Genomic DNA, 18034 nt, shown 5'->3' with positions numbered 1-18034 from the left:
TCAAGCCTTTCCGTTCGGCGTCAGCATGGAGTCTCGTGGGTCGAAGGGGCACCCGCCGCCCTCGACGTGCGCGACGTACTCGTCGCGGAAGAACTTGATCGACGACATCACCGGGCTGGCCGCGCCATCGCCCAACGCGCAGAACGACTTTCCGAGAATGGTGTCGGAGATGTCCAGCAGCTTCTGAATGTCCTCGCTGGTGCCCTTGCCGGTTTCCAGCCGCTCGTAGATCTGGTCGAGCCAGAAGGTGCCCTCCCGGCACGGGGTGCATTTTCCGCACGACTCGTGCTTGTAGAAGTACGTCCAGCGCCGCACCGCGCGCACCACGCAGGTGGTCTCGTCGAAGATCTCCAGCGCCTTGGTGCCCAGCATCGAGCCGACGCCGCCGACGCCCTCGTAGTCCAGGGGCACATCGAGGTGCTCGTCGGTCAGCAGCGGGGTCGACGAGCCGCCGGGTGTCCAGAACTTGAGCCGGTGCCCGGTCCGCACGCCACCGGCGTAGGCGAGTAACTCCCGCAACGTGATTCCCAACGGCGCCTCGTACTGGCCGGGCCGGGCGACGTGGCCGGACAGCGAGTACAGCGTGAAGCCCGGGGATTTCTCGCTGCCCATCGAGCGGAACCAGTCCACGCCGTTGCCGATGATCGACGGCACGCTGGCGATGGTCTCGACGTTGTTGATCACCGTAGGGCAGCCGTACAGCCCGGCCACGGCCGGGAACGGCGGGCGCAGCCGCGGCTGGCCGCGCCGGCCTTCCAGCGAGTCCAGCAGCGCGGTTTCCTCGCCGCAGATGTAGGCGCCGGCCCCGGCGTGCACCACCAGTTCCAGGTCGAAGCCCGAGCCGTTGATGTCACGGCCCAGGTAGCCGGCGGCATAGGCCTCCGCCACCGCGTTCTGCAGGCGGCGCAGCACCGGCAGCACCTCGCCGCGAACATAGATGAACGCGTGGCTGGCACGGATCGCGTACGCGGCGATGATGACGCCCTCGACGAGGAAGTGCGGCGTCGCAAGCATCAGCGGAATGTCTTTGCACGTACCGGGTTCCGACTCGTCGGCGTTGACCACCAGGTAGTGCGGTTTGGCTGCCGCTCCGGTGTCGCCCTGCGGGATGAACGACCACTTCGTCCCGGTGGAGAATCCCGCGCCGCCGCGTCCGCGCAGCCCGGAGTCCTTCACCAGCCCGATCACCGCGTCTGGCTCCATGGCCAGCGCCTTCTTCATCGCCTCGTAGCCGCCGTGGCGATGGTAAGTCTCGAGGGTCCAGGACTCCGGATCGTCCCAGAAGCGGCTGATGACCGGGGTCAGCGGCGTCGCCTGCGAAGTGTCAGAAGTTGTTGTCATCACTGGCCTTCCGGCGCGCTGGGCGCAGCCATGCCGTGTTCCTTGGCCACCTTCAGGCCGGCCAGGGTCGCGGCGCCGGCGCCGCCCTGCCCCTGGTCGGGACGCTCGTCGGGCAAACCGGCCAGGATGCGCGACGTCTCGCGGAACACGCACAGCGGAGCACCGCGGGTGGGTGGCTGCGGCTCACCGGAACGCAGCGAATCGACGAGTTCGCGCGCCGACTCCGGCGTCTGGTTGTCGAAGAACTCCCAGTTCACCATCACCACCGGTGCGTAGTCGCAGGCGGCGTTGCATTCGATGTGTTGCAACGTCACCGAGCCGTCGGCCGTCGTCTCGTCGTTGCCGATGCCCAAATGGTCTTTCAGGGCGTCGAAGATGGCGTCGCCACCCATGATGGCGCACAACGTGTTTGTGCAGACGCCCACCAAGTAATCGCCGGTGGGGCCGCGGCGATACATGGTGTAAAAGCTCGCCACCGCGGACACTTCGGCCCCGGTGAGGCCCAGCTGCTCACCGCAGAACTCCAGGCCGGCCGGTGTCAGGTAGGAATCCTCGGATTGCACCAGGTGCAGCAACGGCAACAGCGCCGAACGCTTGCTCGGATAGCGGCCGATGATCTCCTTGGCGTCGACCTCCAGCCTGGCCCGCACCTCGGGCGGATACGTCTTGGGTGCACCCTCGACGACGAACGCGTTGGGCTCGTCGGGCGGCGGACCGAGCCGGATGAAGACCGGCTGTCCCTGCGGCCCGGTCACCGGTCCACCCCGCCCATGACCGGGTCGATGCTGGCGACCGCGGTGATCAGGTCGGCGACCATCCCGCCTTCGCACATCGCCGCCACCGACTGCAGATTGGTGAATGAGGGGTCCCGGTAGTGCACCCGGTAGGGCCGGGTGCCGCCGTCGCTGACCATGTGCACCCCCAGCTCCCCGCGCGGCGATTCCACCGCCGTGTAGACCTGGCCCGCGGGAACCCTGATGCCCTCGGTGACCAGTTTGAAGTGGTGAATCAACGCCTCCATCGAGCCGCCCATGATCTTGGCGATGTGTTCGGGCGAGTTGCCCAGGCCGTCGGGGCCCACTTTCAAGTCGGCAGGCCAGGCGATCTTGCGGTCTTCAACCATGATCGGACCGGGCTTCAGCTTGTCCAGACACTGCTCGACGATCTTGATCGACTCCCACATCTCGTTGACGCGAATCATGTAGCGCCCGTAAGCATCACACGTGTCTTCGGTGATTACGTCGAATTCGTAGTTTTCGTATCCGCAGTACGGCTCGCTCTTGCGCAGATCGTGCGGCAGCCCGGTGGCGCGCAGGATCGGGCCGGTGATGCCCAGCGCCATGCATCCGGTCAGATCCAGATATCCGACGTCCTGGGTGCGGGCCTTCCAGATGGCGTTCTCGTTGAGCAGACCGCCCATTTCGCGCAGCACCTGCTTGAGCCCCTTGAGGCCTTCGACGATTTCGGCCTCGGCGCCCTGCGGCAGGTCCTGCGCCACGCCGCCGGGGCGGACGTAGGCGCTGTTCATCCGCAGGCCGGTGATCGATTCGAACAGCGTCAGCACGATCTCGCGTCCGCGGAACCCGACGAACATCGGGGTCATGGCGCCCAGTTCCATGCCGCCGGTCGCCAGCGCCACCAGATGCGACGAGATCCGGTTGAGCTCCATCATCATCACCCGGATGACGTTGACCCGCTCCGGAATCTGATCGGTGATGCCGAGCAGCTTCTCCACACCGAGGCAGTAGGCCGTCTCGTTGAAAAACGGTGCGAGGTAATCCATCCGGGTCACGAAGGTGACACCTTGGGTCCAGTAGCGGTATTCGAGGTTCTTCTCGATGCCGGTGTGCAAATACCCGATGCCGCAGCGGGCGTCGGTGACCGTCTCGCCCTCGATTTCCAGGATCAGCCGCAGCACCCCGTGCGTGGACGGATGCTGGGGGCCCATGTTGACGATGATGCGTTCGCCGGGGTCTGCGCCGCGGGCGGCCTCGACGACCTTGTCCCAGTCCTGGCCGCCGGCGACCACGAAGGTCTCGCCGGCGCCGTCGTGCGTCGATTCAGTGGTGGTGCTCATCAGTTGTACGCTCTCCGCTCGTCGGGCGGGGGTATCTGTGCGCCTTTGTATTCGACGGGAATGCCGCCGAGGGGGTAGTCCTTGCGCTGGGGATGTCCGTGCCAGTCGTCGGGCATCTCGATGCGGGTCAGCGACGGGTGCCCGTCGAAGATGATGCCGAAGAAATCGTAGGTCTCCCGCTCGTGCCAGTCGGTGGTCGGATAAATCCGGAACAGCGACGGGATGTGCGGGTCACTGTCGGGCGCAGACACTTCCAGGCGGACGCGGCGATTGTGCGTGATCGACTGCAACGGATAGACCGCATGCAGTTCGCGGCCCGTCTCGTGCGGGTAGTGCACCCCGCTGACGCCCAGGCACATTTCGAAGCGCAACTGCGGGTCGTCGCGCAGCCGGTGGGCGACCCGCTCCAGCGCGTCGCGTCGGACGTGCAAGGTCAGCTCGTCGCGGTACACGACGACTTTTTCGATGGCGTCGGTGAATTCGACGTCGTCCTTGCTCAGGGCCGCGGCCAGGCCGTCGACCACCTCGTCGAAATAGCCGCCGTAGGGTCGCGGGGTGCTGCCCGGAAGCAGGACTTCGCGCACCAGCCGTCCGTAACCGGACGTGTCGCCCGAGCCCTTGGCGCCGAACATGCCGCGGCGCACGTCGATGACTTCTTCGTCGGCGCGGCTGATTGCTTCTCCCGGGTCTTGGTTGGGTGAGCTCATCGCAGCAGTCCGCGCATCTCGATGGTGGGCCGGGCCGACAGCGCCGCCTGTTCGGCTTCGGCGATGGCGGTTTCCCGGTTGACGCCCAGCGGCATCTCCTGAATCTTCTCGTGCAGCTTCAGGATTGCGTACAGCAGCATCTCCGGTCGCGGCGGGCAGCCGGGCAGGTAGATGTCCACCGGAACCACGTGGTCGACGCCCTGCACGACCGCGTAGTTGTTGAACATTCCGCCCGACGACGCGCAGACGCCCATGGCCAGCACCCATTTCGGCTCGGCCATCTGGTCGTAGATCTGCCGCAGCACCGGAGCCATCTTCTGGCTGACCCGCCCGGCGACGATCATCAGATCGGCCTGCCGGGGGGTGGCCGAGAATCGCTCCATGCCGAACCGCGCGATGTCGAATCTTGGCCCGGCCGTTGCCATCATCTCGATGGCGCAGCAGGCCAACCCGAACGTCGCCGGCCACAGCGAGTTCTTGCGGACGTAGCCCGCGACCTTCTCGACTGTTGACAGCAGGATCCCGCCGGGCAGCTGTTCCTCAAGACCCACGTCTTACCTCAATCCCACGTCAGGCCGCCGCGGCGCCACACATAGGCGTAGGCCACGAAAACCGTCAGCATGAAAATCACCATTTCGACCAGCGCGAACGTGCCCAGCGCGTCATAGCTGACCGCCCAGGGGTATAGGAACACGATTTCGATGTCGAAGACGATGAAGAGCATCGCGGTGAGGTAGTACTTCACCGGAAAGCGCTGCCCGGCGGTCGCATGCGGGCCGCTCACCGACGTCTCGGTGGGTTCGATTCCACACTCGTAGGCCGCCATCTTCGACTTGTTGAAACGTGACGGGCCGGCCAGGCTCGCGATCGCCACCGAGCCCACGGCAAAGGCGGTGGCGATGGCGCCTAGCACCAGGATGGGTATGTAGACGTTCAACTCGCTCCATGATCCGTCGTACGAGCCGCCTGCAGCGGCCAGGCGGTAACCGGGCTGCTGTGACGAACCGGGCCACAAGCCCGTCACAGTGATTTACAACATAGCGGCGCGGCGAGCGGCGCGCTTGTCGGGGGTGGCCGTTTTGCAGTATTGGCGGCGGGATGTCGCGCTGTGCTGCGCAAACTCGGTAGCCGGTGGAAAAACACCAGCAAAGGCGTGGCGGCGCCGATCGCTGCGGCGCTCAAGATCAGACGGCGTCGCCAGGGCGGATGGGCCGTCGTCAGCAACGTCGCGTGGGCGACGGTCGCCGTGCCGGCGGGGCCGGCAGGGCTGGCTCAGCGAACCGGGGCTCGCAGCAGGCTGAGCACGGTGCGGCCCAGCAGGATGGGGTCGATGGGATGCGGCACCGCGCCCTCTGCGCGCGACCAGGAGGCCAACCACGCGTCATCGGGCCGCCCGGTCAGCACGACAATGGGCGGGCAGGTCTCGAGTTCGTCTTTGAGCTGCTTCGCGATTCCCATGCCGCCGGTCGGGGTGGCCTCGCCGTCCAGGATGGCCAGGTCGATACCGCCCTTGTCCATCGTGGCGATCACCATGGGCCCGGTCGCCACCTCCACGTAGCTCAGCTCGGGCAGATCGGGATGCAACTGCTTGCCCAGCGCCCGCATCACCCGTTCGCGGGTTTGGACATTGCTGCTGTAGACGAGGATCCGCAGGGCGATGGTGGAGTCGGACACGGTGCAGATGCTACTGGTGCGGTACCGGGTTCAGCGGGGTGCCCGCAGAAATCATTATCGCGATACGCGCACGAAGATCAGGTCCGCCGCGACCGTTGCCGTCGAACTCATCATGCCGAGCTGGTTCCAACCCAGGTCGAACCGACCGCGATCGAGCTTGGTCTCGCCGGTGATTCGGATCGAGCCGTCGTCGAGCTCGCAGATCGTGACCGGTAGCGGAACCTCCTCGGTGACGCCCTTGATGGTGAAGTTGGCGCGAAGGTCGGCGGCCTTGCCCTTCGTCGGCTGCACCGCGGTGACGACGACGCTGATCTCACCGAACCGGTCGACGTCGAAGAAGTCCGCCGAGCGCAGGTGCTTGTCGCGCCGGCCGATGCCGGTGTCGATCGAGGCGGCCCGGATGTCGACGCGGCCGAAAACCGCTCCCTTGTCGGTCAGTTGGCCGTCGCCGGTGAAGTCGGTGAAGCGGCCCTTGACGTTCAGCAGACCCCACATGTTCCTGACCTTGAAAGTGATGGCAGAGCGATCCGGGACCAGGTTCCACACGCCGGCCATGTCGGGATCGTGAAGCAGTGTCTCCAAAGTCGTCATGTCACCCCCAATGTGTCATGGCGAATCTAGCGCTAGTTCAGCAGTGGCGCGATCCCGGCGGGATCGAAATATTCATCGATCCGCTCGATCAGGCCGTCGGTTCCCACCCGGATCACGATGCAGACCCGCAGCGAGATCGACTGCCCGGCAAGCCCGGTGGCGTGCAAGATGTGCTGCTGGACGAAGCCCCGGGCGGAGCCGTCATCGAAGAGCTGCCGGTCCAGGATTTCGTAGCGACGCTGCGTGGTTGCGCCGATGAACCAGTCGATGACCCGCATCGCGCGCCTCTTGTCGTCGTCGCGCCGCGAGCCGACGCGCCACACCGCGATGTCGTTGCTCCACATCGCGTCAACCGCGGCGACATCGCTTCGCTCGATCGCCCTGAACAGGCGGTTGGCCGCCTCGATGACGGTCTCGGTGCTGGAAGCCGGCATGTCGGGCTCCTATCTGATCGCCGGGCTACTCGCTGTCGTATCGGGGGTGGGCGACGGCCAGTCGGCGTCGTACCAGGGTGCGCAGGCAGGCGGTGACCTGTTGCGCGTGCCCGTCCATTCGGCCGGCCCGGATGGCCGCGGCCAGCTGTTCCTCATCGGCGAAGCCCAGGCCGGCCAGCGCCGCGCGGGATTCCTCGTCGCTGTCGTCGAGCAGTTCGCGCTCGACGATGCGCAATGCGTTGGCCGCGACCCGGGCCTGGAAGTTGACCTGTCCTTCGGTCGCACCGCGCACGTCGTTCTCCAGGAATTCGGCGACCGCGGCCACGAGTTCGGCGGCCAGCGGGCGACCGTATGCGCCGATCACGGCCGCGCCTCGAGCAGCTCGAGGAGATCCCACTCCGTCTCACACACGCGGCGGCCGATGGTGGCCAACTCGACCGAGCGGTGTTGGCCGCTCAGGTGCCGTTCCGCCTGGAAACGGCAGATGACACCCCAGCGCAACGTGGCCAGCACCAGCCACCAGTGAAAGGCCACCCGGTCGACGGTAGTCGCGCTGGCCTGCTCGTACGCTCGCAGGAAGCTTTCGACGCTGCCCAGGCCACCCGCGCCGAGGCTGGCCGGGGCGCCGAACCGCCAGGCCCGGATGCAGAACCAGGCCAGGTCTTCGTAGGCCTGCCCGACGTGCACCAGCTCCCAGTCCAGCACGGCGGCAAGGTTCGATCCGTCGACGATGAGGTTGCCCATCCGAAAGTCGCCGTGCACCAACACCGCCGGCGACGGTTCGGGACGGTGGGCCGCCAGCCAGCGAAACCCCCATTCGAAGGTCGCGGTGGTGTCGCCCATGTCGTCGAGGCGCTGACGCCATTCGGCGAGTTGGTCCTCGTGGGCGAGGTCCGGAATGTCCGTATCGGCGCGATGAATGGCGGCCACCGCCTGCGCGCACTGCTGTAGCAGCCGCGCGCGGGCCGGGTGTCCGTCGGCGCCGTCGAGCTGACGCTGGATGCGCCGCACGATGGTCTCGCCCTTGATCTCGTCGCAGATCAGGAACGGATTGCCCAGGGCGGCAGGCGAATTGTCGGCGATCAAGACATGGGGAACCGGAGCGCCTGCTGCGCGCGCGGCGGCCTGCGTCCTGGCTTCGAGCTCCATGCCGGCATGCACATCGTCGGGTGGGCCGGTGCGCAGGATCAGGGCACGACGCTGCGCGTCGGTGACGGCCTCGAACGCCCAGGTGGTTCTGCTGGCGCCACCGGTCAACGCGCGCAGGTTCTCGACCGCGGTGTCGGCCCCGAGGACTTTGGTGAGCAGCCGGGCCAGTTTGGTGCCCAGTTCTGCTGCCTCGCCGCTGCCCATCACTTCTTGCCGAACTTGAACAGCCGCTGCGCCACCCGGCGAATCTGGATTTCCTCGGCGCCCTCGGTGATCCGGTAGCGGCGGTGGTGGCGGTAGATGTGCTCGAACTGTTCGTGCCGGCTGTAGCCGAGGCCGCCGTAGACCTGCATGGCGCGGTCGGCGGCATCACAGACCAGCCGGTTGGCGCGGTAGTTGGCCATCGACACCTTGTCGGATACCTCCATGTGGTGGTCGCGGTCCAGATGCCAGGCGGCGTACTGCACCAGTAGACGCACCATCTGTGCCTCGGTCGCCAACTCGGCCAGCGGCCATTGCACGGCCTGGTTGACCGACAGCGGCTTGCCGAATACCGTTCGGCCAGCGGCGTATTCGGCCGCGCGGTCGATGCAGTACTGCGCCGCGCCCAGGCTGCTTGCCGCTTGCCGGATTCGGTTCTCGTGCAAGAAGGTTTGGGCGACTTCCAGGCCGCGGTCCACCTCGCCGAGTACCGCGTCGGCGGGAATCCGAACATCGGTCAGCTCGACCTCGCCGTGGTCGGTGGGCATGTTGAAGGTCCACCAGTAATACGGGACGTCGAATCCGGGGGAGTCGGTCGGCACCAGGAACGCGGTGATGCCCACGGGGCTGCCCGGCTCACCGGAGGTGCGTGCGAAGACCAGGTCGTGGGTCGCGCGGTGCACGCCGGTGTTGAACCGCTTGCAGCCGTTGATCACCCAGCTGTCGCCGTCGCGTTCGGCGTGGGTTTCCAGCCAGGTGGCGTCCGAGCCGTGTTGCGGCTCGGTCAGGCCGAAGGCCATGGACCGTTCCCCGGTGATCAGCGCCTCCGACCATTCCTTGCGTTGCTCGTCGGTGCCGAACCGCTCCATCATGATCACCTGCGGGAAGTTGCCGACGATCGACGATTCGTTCTGCAGGTCGTTGTGCAAGCCAAGACCCTTGTGCGCCAGGTGTTCCCGGATGACTGCCATGTCGAGGTTGCTGCCGTCGCGGCCACCCAGCGACGCCGGCAGGCCGTAGCGCAACCAGCCGGCCCTGTCGGCGCGCCTGCGCATCTCGGAGAGCAGATCCTCCCACTCGCGGGTCGGGATCCCGTCGTTGTCCCAGTCGGTGCGTGCGTGCTCGCGGCGCTGATCGAAATACTGCATGTTCTCGCGTTCCAGCGGCTTGATCTCGGCCTCGATGAACTCATCCATCTCGGCGAGCAGGCCCGGAAGGTGCTCTGGCAGAGTGAAATCCACGTGTCTCCCTAAGGTCTCGTCGGGCCGCCGTACAGGGTTTTCTTCCAGACCGTCGCCAAGGTCGCCACGGCATCTTCGTCGCTGATGTTCAGACCGAGGCCCGCTTGGGCCGCAGGCCCCAAAGTGCTGGCGAACACGGTGGTGAAGTTTTCGAACAGCAACGCGATGGCCGCCGCGGTGTGCTGGGGGTGCAGCTCGGCGCCGTAACCCTGCTCCTGCGCCCGGCGCACCGAGGCCGCCACGAGATCCATCCCGAATCGCCGGAATTCGTTCTGCACGGCCGCGAAGCGCCGTTGGGTGGCGGCCAGCTGCGCCACCGCGATCATGATGCCGATGTTCTGTTTGAACAGGTTCCAGTAACCGGTGACCACCGCAGTAAAAAAGTCGTCGTCGTCGGTGCGGGCACCACCCGCTTGCGGGGGAGAGTCCGGTAGGTGGACGCTCAGTCCCGATCGGGTCACCACCTCGTGCAGGAACGATTCCGCGAGGGCGGCCAGCAGGTCTTCCTTGTCGGTGAAATATCGGTAGAACACCGCCGGGGATTTCCCCGCGGCCGACGTGATGTCGGCTAGGGTGGTGCCGTGAAAGCCCCGTTCGGCGAACAGCTTCCGGGCGGCCTGCTCGATCGCCTGCCTGGTCTGGCGGCCTTTGGCGGTCAGCTCGCGGTTCGCCTCCGGGGCTGACATCAGTTCCCCCGCACTTAATGTCTCCGGCGGTCGCCGGCGCGCAACAGGGCGCTCGGCAAATCGTGCCCCACCACCGACTTCGCCACGCCGGCCGCGGCTATGGCGGCCTGCAGGTCGACGTCCACGTCGATCCCGCTGTCGCCGAGCAGGTACACCAGATCCTCGGTGGCGATGTTGCCGGTGGCGCCCGGCGCGAGGGGGCAGCCGCCCAAGCCGCCGACCGAGGCGTCCAGCCGGGTCACCCCGGCGCCGGCCGCGGCGTAGGCGCTGGCCAGTCCGGAGCCTCGGGTGTTGTGGAAGTGCCCGCCCAGCGGCAGGTCGCCGATCACCGGACGCAGTTGTGCGATCAGCGAACTCACCCGGCCCGGGGTGGTGGTGCCGATGGTGTCGGCGATCGACAGGCGGTCGGCGCCGCGGTCGCGGGCGGCCGCGGCGATTTCGAGCACCCGCTGGGGCGGGGTGGGGCCTTCGAACGGCGAATCCCAGGCGGTGGCGATGACCACTTCGACGGTGACGTCGCTCTGGTGCGCGATCGCGACGATCTCGTCGATCTGGTCGGTGGCCTCGGCGCTGGTGCGCCCGACGTTGGCCTTGCTGAAGGTGTCGTCGGCGGCCACCACGTATTCGATGGAGCGCAAGCCGGCGGCGACGGCCCGCTTGGCGCCATTGGGACTGGCCACCAGCGCCGAGAATTCGATGTCGGGATAGTCATGCAAATGGGCGGCCAGCTCGGCGGCATCGGCCATCGACGGCACCTTGGTCGGCGAGACGAACGCGGTGACCTCTACCTCACGAACTCCGGTGGCCGCCACCGCGGCCAGCAGTTCGAGCTTGGCGGACAACGGGATCGGCGCTTCGATCTGCAGCCCGTCGCGCAGGGCCACCTCACGGATGTCCACACGGGCGGTCATAGCACCTCCTCGGCGCGCAGCTCCTCGAGCTCCTCGGCCGTCTTGCCCAGCAGCCCGATGAAGACGTCGTCGTTGTGCTGGCCGGGTCGCACCGGGCCGGCGTTGCGAACCTGCCCGGGTGACTCGGAGAGCAGCGGAACGACGCCCGGCCCCAACACGGTGCGCCGCAGGCGCTCGTCGTAGTGCTCGACCAGCATGCCGCGGGCCCGCAACTGCGGGTCGTTGACGACTTCGGCGACCGTGTTGATCGGTCCCGCGATCACGCCTGCGGCGGAAAGGGTTTCGATGATGTCGCCGGGTTGTCGTTGCGCGGCCCAAGCGCCGATGATGTTGTCGAGTTCGTCTTGATTGCGGCCCCGGGCGACGTGCGTGGCGAATCGGTCGTCGGTGGCCAGCTCGGGGCGGCCCATCGCCTTGCACAGCCGCGCGAAGACGGTGTCCTGGTTGGCCGCGATCACCACCCACGAGCCGTCGGCGCTGCGGTAGATGTTGGACGGGGCGATGCCCTCCAGCCGGGTACCCGACGGCCCGCGCACCACCCCGCCGACGTCGTAGTCGGGAATGGTGGATTCCTGTACGGCCAAGCATGATTCGGTCAGCGCGACGTCGACCACCTGACCGCGTCCGGTGACACTGCGTCGGTACAGCGCGGCCAGCGCGCCCTGTGCGCCGAACATGCCGGCCAGGCTGTCGCCGAGCGACAGCGCCAGCCGGGGCGGCGGGCCGCCCGGGAAACCGTTGAGATGGCGCAGCCCGCTGGCCGCTTCGGCGACCGAGGCGTAGCCGGCCTTGGTGGCCTCGGGTCCGGTCTGCCCGTAGCCGGAGACCCGGACCAGGATGATGCCCGGATTGCGCTCACTGAGCACGTCGTAGCCCAGGTTCCACTTTTCCAGTGTTCCCGGACGGAAGTTCTCCACCACGATGTCGGATTTCTCGACGAGGTCGCAGAACAGGTCACGTCCGCGGGGCTGGCGCAGGTCGAGGGTGATCGCCTTCTTGTTGCGTGCGTGCACGGTCCAGAAGACGTGCTGGCCGTCCAATTCGGCCTGGCCCCAGGTGCGCAGCGGGTCCGGGGCTTTGGGCAGTTCGACCTTGATGACATCGGCGCCCATGTCGCCCAGCAGCCGGCCGGCGAACGGCCCGGCGATCAGGGTGCCCAGCTCGAGCACTCGCACGCCGTCCAGCGGGCCGGTGACGTTCATTCGGCGCTCGCGAAATCGTGCCGCACCAACCAGTCGGTGACGATGGTGGTGGCGGTCCGCAGCGCGTCGCGCTGGTCGGGCCCCGCGTAATAGTGTGTGGCGCCGGGGATTTCGTGCATTTCCTTATCCTCGTGTCCGATCGCCTGGAACAGCCGCCGGGTATGGCTGGGTGTGCAGGCGTCATCCGCCAGATTACCGATCACCAGCGCGGGAATCGCGATGTCGGGTCCGCAGGCCAGCGCGTCGCCGCGGGCGTCGTCGTAGCTCCACTGAGACAGCCAGCCGCGCAGGGTGCAGAACCGGGCCAGCCCGACCGGGCTCATGTTCACCACCTGTGGATCTCCCAGGTAGCAGGTGCCGGGGACGCGTTCGTTGGGATCGACGGCCGGGTCCAGCCACCGCGGGTCGGCCATGGTGCCGTGCACGACGAAACCGAACTCGTCATGGGGCCGGCCTGCGGCCGCCAGTTCGGCCAGCTTTTCCCTGACCCATGCGGTGATGCGGCGGTTGCGGTCGATCTGCGCCTGCCGGTAGCGGTCCAGGAATTCTTGGCTGTAGGGTGGCTGGTTCGGGTTGTCAGGGTTGTACAGATCCAGCTCGGGATCGCGCTTGGTGGGGTCGGTTTCGTCGAGGATGGACGCGTCCAGCCATTCGGTCAGCGTGCCGTGCCGGCTGATGTGCGCGGCCAGCAACATGATGCCGTCGGCGGCGGGCAGGTCGAGCTTGGTCAGGTCGGGGCCGTCGCCGGTCGGGCTGGACGTGATGGTCGGATTCTGGGCCTGTTGCTGGTAGAACACCGACAGCGAACCGCCGCCGCTCCACCCGGCCAGTACCACCTTTTGGTAGCCCAGCCGCTTCTTGGCGTCCTTGATGCACTCACCGAGATCCTCGACGACCTTCTCCATCAGCAGCGCCGAGTCGGTGCCGCGGAAGCGGCTGTTGCAGTAGATGACGTGATGGCCGGCCCGGGCGAGCGCGTTGGTCATCGGCAGGTAGGCGCCGCCGCCGATGGGATGCATGAACACCAGCACGGTGTCCGACGGCCGGTCCTTCGGCTTGAGCAGGTAGCTCTCCAGCACGGTGATCTCGGCCAGGCCGCCGTAGACGTCTCGCACTCCGGAATCGTTCTGGAAGGCAACGAGATAGGGGATTCGGTCGTACTCGAACTTCTTGGGCTTCGCGGCTGCGGTGTCATCGGCGTGCGTCATCAATGTTGTCCTAGGTCGTGGGCCAATACCTCTGCCGACGGGATCAGCCGCCGGCGTGTGTCGATGGCGATCACCTGCCAGTCGACGCGCGAGTAGTCGTCGAATTTCCGGCGCGCCCGTTCGCGTGCTTTTTCCGGTGCGCCGTGGTGAACCCCTTGTGGCGCATGGGAAATCAACCCGGGTGGCATCGGGATGCCGTAGAGCGAGCCGCCGTGGAAGAAGGCGATCTCGTCGTAGTCGACGTTGCGGTGATACCACGGTGTGCGTTCGGTGCCCGCAACCCCTTCGGCGGGCTTGGGCAGGAAGTTCATCACGTAGACGCCAGTGGCCTGCATGAAGAGGTGCACCGTCGGGGGCAGGTGCACACTGTCGGAGGTGACCACGTTGTAGTCGGCGATGTTGAAGGTGAACGCGAAGTTGTCCCCGCGCCAGCCTTCCACGTCGAGCGGATTGTGCTGGTAGAACAGCCTTGTCGGGCCGCCGTGGTGGATGAGCCGCACCTCGAATTCGCCGTCGGCCTCCTCGCCCGGTACCGGCTCGGGGATGACGACCTGCGACGGGTCGAAGGGGAAGTGGCGGCCCAGCGCGCCGGCAGGGGGCACTCGAAACTCGTCGGTGGCCTCGATCATCAGCATCGTCGTCGCGCTGTCGGGCAGCTGACGCCAGGTGCACGCCTTCGGGATGTAGAGCCAGTCGCCCTCCCGGTAGCGCAGCGGCCCGAATTCGGTCTCGGCCAGACCGCTGCCCTGGTGGACGAAGCACAGCAGGTCCCCGTCGACGTGACGGACGAAGAACGACATCGGCTCGCGGCGACGGCTCAACAGGATTCGGCAGTCGTCGTTGCTGAACATCAGCAGCGGTCCACCGTCCGCGTCGGTGGCGTCGCACGGCTTGAGTTCGCTGGACAGCACGTCGATGGGCCGTAGCGGGCCGACCGATCGGTAGGCGGTGGGATCGTGGCGCCGGTACAGGTTGGCGGTGCGGCCGGTGAATCCGCCCCGGCCCAATTCGTCGTCCTTGAGGCCTTCGAGGTCGGCGTGCAGGCGGCGCGGTGTTCGGCCTTTTCGCAGGTGCACAAAGGATTCCATGGTCGGCTCCTCTGCTGGGGACCAGCTGGTGGGCGATCGGGTGTGCAAAACTGAAAGTGACATTACTTTCTCTTTTGGGGCCACACAAGGTAATGGCTGGCCTGATGTCGTCACCTTCGCCCGTTGGTCACCACCGCCACAGGCGTCTCGCCCGGCCAGATCGGCCTGATGCCCGCCTCACAGCGGCCAGATCACCCGGCGGTGAAACCGCGGGGCGGATGGGGGCAAGCGCCGCGCCTAATCGCGGACGCGCAGCACGACCTTCCCCTTGGCGCCGCGGTTCTCCAGGGAGGCGATGGCGGCTCCGGCCTCTTTCAGCGGGTAGGTCACCGGCTCGGGCGGCGCCAACTCTCCTGAGGTGAGCAACCGCTCGAGTCCGGCCCACTGCTCGTCCAAGGCGCCCGGGTGAGTCCCCGTCCAAGCGCCCCAGCCCACCCCCACCACGTCAACGTTGTTGAGCAGCAACCGGTTCACCTTGACGGTGGGAATCTCGCCGCCGGTGAAGCCGACCACCAGCAGCCGTCCGCCCGGAGTAAGCGAGCGCAGCGAATCGGTGAACCGATCGCCACCGACCGGGTCGACGACGATGTCGACGCCGCGGCCGTGGGTCAACTCTTTCACCGCGTCCTTGAAACCGTCGGCCAGTACCACGTCCGTCGCGCCGGCCGCCGTGGCGATGTCGGCCTTGTCCCGCGTGCTGACCACGGCGATGGTGCGGGAGGCGCCCAACGCCGGCGCCAGCCGCAGCGCCGAGGTACCGATGCCGCCGGCCGCACCGTGCACCAAAACCGTCTCGCCACGCTGCAGCCGGCCCCGGACGGTCAGCGCGAAATACACCGTCAGGTCGTTGAACAGCAGGCCGGCGCCCGCTTCGAAGCTCACATTGTCGGGCAGCTTGAACACTCGGTCGGGGGCCAGCACCGCGACCTCGGCCATGCCGCCGGACAGCATCGTGAGGCCGACTACCCGGTCGCCGGCGCGCACGTGCGCGCCCTCGGGTGCCGAGCGGACCACGCCGGCGATCTCGGCGCCGAGCACGAACGGCAATTCCGGGCGGTACTGGTAGAGACCGCGGGTGAGTAGGGCGTCCGGGAAGGCCACCCCGGCGGCGTGCACGTCGACGACGACCCCGTCGCCCGACGGCTCGTCAATGTCGGTCAACTCGACCGCGTCCGGACCATCGAGCCGAGTCACCTGTACCGCGCGCATGCCAGCAGAGCCTACTGGTGGCTCAAAATCCACCTGCGACCCGCACCACGGCCCGGCCGGAGAATTTTCCGGCGCGGACCTGATCGATCACGCCGACGACGTCTTTCACGTCGACGTCGGTGACCAGCGAGTCCAGGTGACGCGGCCGCAACGAATCGCCCAGTCGCGCCCACAATTCGCGGCGCGGCCCGATCGGCATCAGCACCGAGTCCATGCCCAGCAACGCGATGCCGCGCAGGATGAACGGCAGCACCGTGGTGTGCAGGGCCGGCCCGCCGGTGAGCCCGCTGGCCGCGACCGCGCCACCGTATTCGAGCGTGCCGAGCACGTCGGCCAGTGTCGCGCCGCCCACACAGTCCACCCCGCCCGCCCAGCGCGCCTTGCCGAGCGGCCGTGGCTTCGCATCGGGATCGGCGGGCAGCCGGCCGATAACCTCCGCGGCGCCAAGGGCTTTGAGCCGCTCGGCGGCCTCGGCTTTGCCGGTCGAGGCGACCACCCGGTACCCGGCGGCCGCCAGCAGATCCACGCTGACCGAGCCGACGCCGCCGGTGGCTCCGGTGACGACGATGGGTCCGGCGTCGGGCGCGATGCCCCAGTCGATCAGCGCCTGCACGCTCATCGCGGCGGTGAAGCCGGCAGTTCCGATCGCGGCGCCCTCATGTGGGCTCAACGCGCCGAGCGCCACCACCTGGTCGGCCGGCAGCCGCGCGTATTCGGCGTAGCCGCCGTGGTGGCCGGTGCCGATCGCATATCCGTGGGCCAGGACCTGGTCGCCGACGGCGAACTCGGTCGATGCCGACTCGACAACCTCGCCGGTCAGGTCGATGCCCGGGACCACGGGGTAGTGGCGCACCACGCCGCCACCCGGCGTCAACGCCAGTGCGTCTTTGTAGTTGACGCTCGAATACAGGACCCGGATGGTCACATCGCCGGGCGGCAGGTCGGAGTGGTTCAAAGTCTCGACCGACGCGGTTATCCGGTCACCATCTTGTCGCGCGACGAGCGCCTGAAATGTGTCCATATCTCGACGCTAACCTCACCGTATGGATCCATTTCCACTCGGTGCGTTTTCGGTCAACCGCCCGCCAACGAGCGCCTGAACGCTATCGCTACTTGAGCTCGGCGGAGGACAGGCCCAGCAGGCGGCGGGCGACCACCAGCTGCTGAATCTGTTGGGTGCCCTCGAAGATGTCCAGGATCTTCGAGTCGCGCGCCCATTTCTCCAGCAGCAACTGCTCGGAATACCCTGCGGTGCCCGCCAATTCGACCGTCTTGAGCGTGACGTCGGTGACCATCCGGCCGGCCTTCGCCTTGCTCATCGACGCTTCCTTGGAATTGGGAATTTTGTTGTCGGCCTGCCACGCCGCACGCAGCGACAGCAGGTAACTGGCCTCCCAGTCGGCTTCCATCCGCAAGAACTCCGATGCCGCAGCGCTCTGGACGTGCGAGGGCTTGTCGTAGGAGATCTCCACGCCGGCCTCGGTGAGGATCCTGCGAATCTCCTCCAGCGCGGCGCGGCCGACGCCGACGGCCATGGCCGCGACGATGGGCCGGGTGTTGTCGAAGGTCTCCATCACCCCGGAAAAGCCCTTGCCCACCTCGATTTCGGGGTTGCCGAGCAGGTTCTCCTTCGGAATGCGGGCGTTGTCGAACCGGATGACCGCGGTGTCGGAACCCTTGATGCCGAGCTTGTGCTCGAGCCTTTCGACCGTGACCCCGGGATGCTCGCGCGGCACGACGAACGACTTGATTGCCGCGCGGCCCTGCGACTTGTCGAGCGTCGCCCACACCACGATGTGGGTGGCGCGGGAGCCGGCGGTGACGAAGATCTTCTCGCCGTTGATCACGTACTCGTCGCCGTCCAGGATGGCGGTCGTCGACACCGCCGCCGAGTCCGATCCGAAGCCGGGTTCGGTGATGGCCATCGCCGCCCACACCTTGCCCAGGCGCTGCAGCTGCTCCTCGTTGGCGACGGCCGAGATGGCCGCGTTGCCCAGCCCCTGATAGGGGACCGACAGCATCATCGCGAGGTCGCCCCAGCTGGCTTCCAGGGTCTGCAGCAGCGCGGCCATGTTGGCGCCGTTGTGGTTCTTGTCCCGTTCTTCATCCTCGCCGCCCAGCGCGTTGGCTCCGGCGAATTCGATTGATTCCGAAGCTCCTTCGAAGAGGCTGAACAAGGTGTCGAGCTCGACCGGGTACGCGTGTTCCTTGAGGTCGTACTTACGCGCGATCGGTCGCATCAACTCGGCGGCGCCCTGATGCGTCTTCGTCGTCACCGCTTGCATCTTGCGGGGAAGTTCCAGATTGATTGCCAT

General features: G+C 67.1%; 20 protein-coding genes. All 20 read right to left on the bottom strand.

Annotation, left to right across the window (positions count from 1 at the left end; all coding sequences use genetic code 11):
- The 20 genes from nuoF to ACIUM1_RS07845 all read right to left on the bottom strand — a co-directional run bounded on the left by nuoF (nt 1) and on the right by ACIUM1_RS07845 (nt 18034).
- Nucleotides 1-1341, bottom strand: coding sequence for an NADH-quinone oxidoreductase subunit NuoF (gene nuoF / locus ACIUM1_RS07940; RefSeq protein WP_406816654.1), 1341 nt, complete (start codon nt 1339-1341; stop codon nt 1-3).
- A complete protein-coding gene (gene nuoE, locus ACIUM1_RS07935) occupies nt 1341-2096 on the bottom strand; it encodes an NADH-quinone oxidoreductase subunit NuoE (RefSeq protein WP_406816653.1) in 756 nt (251 codons plus the stop codon). Before nuoE ends, nuoF begins: the two co-directional genes overlap by 1 nt.
- Complete coding sequence (gene nuoD, locus ACIUM1_RS07930; protein ID WP_406816652.1) at nt 2093-3418, bottom strand: NADH dehydrogenase (quinone) subunit D; 1326 nt, start codon at nt 3416-3418, stop codon at nt 2093-2095. The genes nuoE and nuoD overlap by 4 nt, the downstream gene beginning before the upstream one ends.
- Nucleotides 3418-4125, bottom strand: coding sequence for an NADH-quinone oxidoreductase subunit C (locus ACIUM1_RS07925; protein ID WP_406816651.1), 708 nt, complete (start codon nt 4123-4125; stop codon nt 3418-3420). The genes nuoD and ACIUM1_RS07925 overlap by 1 nt, the downstream gene beginning before the upstream one ends.
- Nucleotides 4122-4676: an NADH-quinone oxidoreductase subunit B family protein gene (locus tag ACIUM1_RS07920; protein ID WP_007772881.1), complete on the bottom strand. Its 555-nt coding sequence runs from the start codon at nt 4674-4676 to the stop codon at nt 4122-4124. Before ACIUM1_RS07920 ends, ACIUM1_RS07925 begins: the two co-directional genes overlap by 4 nt.
- A gap of 8 nt (nt 4677-4684) precedes the next feature.
- Nucleotides 4685-5062 carry an NADH-quinone oxidoreductase subunit A gene (locus ACIUM1_RS07915; RefSeq protein ID WP_406817586.1) on the bottom strand — a complete coding sequence of 126 codons (378 nt, stop codon included), beginning with the start codon at nt 5060-5062 and terminating at the stop codon, nt 4685-4687.
- Nucleotides 5063-5397: 335 nt separating this feature from the next.
- Nucleotides 5398-5799 (bottom strand): hypothetical protein, encoded by a 402-nt coding sequence (locus tag ACIUM1_RS07910; RefSeq protein ID WP_406816650.1) that lies wholly within the window; start codon nt 5797-5799, stop codon nt 5398-5400.
- 54 nt (nt 5800-5853) lie between these two features.
- Nucleotides 5854-6390 (bottom strand): YceI family protein, encoded by a 537-nt coding sequence (locus tag ACIUM1_RS07905; RefSeq protein WP_406816649.1) that lies wholly within the window; start codon nt 6388-6390, stop codon nt 5854-5856.
- A gap of 32 nt (nt 6391-6422) precedes the next feature.
- A complete protein-coding gene (locus ACIUM1_RS07900) occupies nt 6423-6824 on the bottom strand; it encodes a nuclear transport factor 2 family protein (RefSeq protein ID WP_406816648.1) in 402 nt (133 codons plus the stop codon).
- A gap of 25 nt (nt 6825-6849) precedes the next feature.
- Nucleotides 6850-7188 carry a DUF6285 domain-containing protein gene (locus ACIUM1_RS07895; RefSeq protein WP_406816647.1) on the bottom strand — a complete coding sequence of 113 codons (339 nt, stop codon included), beginning with the start codon at nt 7186-7188 and terminating at the stop codon, nt 6850-6852.
- Nucleotides 7185-8177: a phosphotransferase family protein gene (locus ACIUM1_RS07890; RefSeq protein ID WP_406816646.1), complete on the bottom strand. Its 993-nt coding sequence runs from the start codon at nt 8175-8177 to the stop codon at nt 7185-7187. The genes ACIUM1_RS07895 and ACIUM1_RS07890 overlap by 4 nt, the downstream gene beginning before the upstream one ends.
- Nucleotides 8177-9415: an acyl-CoA dehydrogenase family protein gene (locus ACIUM1_RS07885; protein WP_406816645.1), complete on the bottom strand. Its 1239-nt coding sequence runs from the start codon at nt 9413-9415 to the stop codon at nt 8177-8179. The genes ACIUM1_RS07890 and ACIUM1_RS07885 overlap by 1 nt, the downstream gene beginning before the upstream one ends.
- An 8-nt stretch (nt 9416-9423) precedes the next feature.
- Entirely contained in the window at nt 9424-10101 is a 678-nt protein-coding gene (locus ACIUM1_RS07880; RefSeq protein WP_406816644.1) for a TetR/AcrR family transcriptional regulator, read from the bottom strand.
- A gap of 14 nt (nt 10102-10115) precedes the next feature.
- Nucleotides 10116-11012, bottom strand: a complete 897-nt coding sequence (locus tag ACIUM1_RS07875; RefSeq protein WP_406816643.1) for a hydroxymethylglutaryl-CoA lyase — start codon at nt 11010-11012, stop codon at nt 10116-10118.
- Nucleotides 11009-12214: a CaiB/BaiF CoA transferase family protein gene (locus ACIUM1_RS07870; protein ID WP_406816642.1), complete on the bottom strand. Its 1206-nt coding sequence runs from the start codon at nt 12212-12214 to the stop codon at nt 11009-11011. Before ACIUM1_RS07870 ends, ACIUM1_RS07875 begins: the two co-directional genes overlap by 4 nt.
- Nucleotides 12211-13422, bottom strand: a complete 1212-nt coding sequence (locus ACIUM1_RS07865) for an alpha/beta hydrolase family protein (protein WP_406816641.1) — start codon at nt 13420-13422, stop codon at nt 12211-12213. The genes ACIUM1_RS07870 and ACIUM1_RS07865 overlap by 4 nt, the downstream gene beginning before the upstream one ends.
- Nucleotides 13422-14510, bottom strand: coding sequence for a homogentisate 1,2-dioxygenase (locus ACIUM1_RS07860; RefSeq protein ID WP_406816640.1), 1089 nt, complete (start codon nt 14508-14510; stop codon nt 13422-13424). The genes ACIUM1_RS07865 and ACIUM1_RS07860 overlap by 1 nt, the downstream gene beginning before the upstream one ends.
- 237 nt (nt 14511-14747) lie before the next feature.
- On the bottom strand, nt 14748-15719 hold the full coding sequence (locus ACIUM1_RS07855; RefSeq protein WP_406816639.1) for an NADPH:quinone oxidoreductase family protein: 972 nt from the start codon (nt 15717-15719) through the stop codon (nt 14748-14750).
- A gap of 22 nt (nt 15720-15741) precedes the next feature.
- Complete coding sequence (locus tag ACIUM1_RS07850) at nt 15742-16740, bottom strand: acryloyl-CoA reductase (protein ID WP_406816638.1); 999 nt, start codon at nt 16738-16740, stop codon at nt 15742-15744.
- An 88-nt stretch (nt 16741-16828) separates the two neighbouring features.
- Nucleotides 16829-18034, bottom strand: coding sequence for an acyl-CoA dehydrogenase family protein (locus ACIUM1_RS07845; protein WP_406816637.1), 1206 nt, complete (start codon nt 18032-18034; stop codon nt 16829-16831).

Origin of the sequence: Mycobacterium sp. M23085 (assembly GCF_045343915.1) — a bacterium.
In the GTDB taxonomy this organism is placed as follows: domain Bacteria; phylum Actinomycetota; class Actinomycetes; order Mycobacteriales; family Mycobacteriaceae; genus Mycobacterium.
This window is presented reverse-complemented; position numbering and strand designations above follow the sequence as displayed.

Bases quoted from the DNA above. Each gene is read 5' to 3' on its own strand.
- nuoF (WP_406816654.1), bottom strand. From the start codon at position 1,341: ATGACAACAACTTCTGACACTTCGCAGGCGACGCCGCTGACCCCGGTC.
- nuoD (WP_406816652.1), bottom strand. From the start codon at position 3,418: ATGAGCACCACCACTGAATCGACGCACGACGGCGCCGGCGAGACCTTC.
- ACIUM1_RS07925 (WP_406816651.1), bottom strand. From the start codon at position 4,125: ATGAGCTCACCCAACCAAGACCCGGGAGAAGCAATCAGCCGCGCCGAC.
- ACIUM1_RS07905 (WP_406816649.1), bottom strand. From the start codon at position 6,390: ATGACGACTTTGGAGACACTGCTTCACGATCCCGACATGGCCGGCGTG.
- ACIUM1_RS07900 (WP_406816648.1), bottom strand. From the start codon at position 6,824: ATGCCGGCTTCCAGCACCGAGACCGTCATCGAGGCGGCCAACCGCCTG.
- ACIUM1_RS07890 (WP_406816646.1), bottom strand. From the start codon at position 8,177: ATGGGCAGCGGCGAGGCAGCAGAACTGGGCACCAAACTGGCCCGGCTG.
- ACIUM1_RS07880 (WP_406816644.1), bottom strand. From the start codon at position 10,101: ATGTCAGCCCCGGAGGCGAACCGCGAGCTGACCGCCAAAGGCCGCCAG.
- ACIUM1_RS07875 (WP_406816643.1), bottom strand. From the start codon at position 11,012: ATGACCGCCCGTGTGGACATCCGTGAGGTGGCCCTGCGCGACGGGCTG.
- ACIUM1_RS07870 (WP_406816642.1), bottom strand. From the start codon at position 12,214: ATGAACGTCACCGGCCCGCTGGACGGCGTGCGAGTGCTCGAGCTGGGC.
- ACIUM1_RS07865 (WP_406816641.1), bottom strand. From the start codon at position 13,422: ATGACGCACGCCGATGACACCGCAGCCGCGAAGCCCAAGAAGTTCGAG.
- ACIUM1_RS07860 (WP_406816640.1), bottom strand. From the start codon at position 14,510: ATGGAATCCTTTGTGCACCTGCGAAAAGGCCGAACACCGCGCCGCCTG.
- ACIUM1_RS07855 (WP_406816639.1), bottom strand. From the start codon at position 15,719: ATGCGCGCGGTACAGGTGACTCGGCTCGATGGTCCGGACGCGGTCGAG.
- ACIUM1_RS07850 (WP_406816638.1), bottom strand. From the start codon at position 16,740: ATGGACACATTTCAGGCGCTCGTCGCGCGACAAGATGGTGACCGGATA.
- ACIUM1_RS07845 (WP_406816637.1), bottom strand. From the start codon at position 18,034: ATGGCAATCAATCTGGAACTTCCCCGCAAGATGCAAGCGGTGACGACG.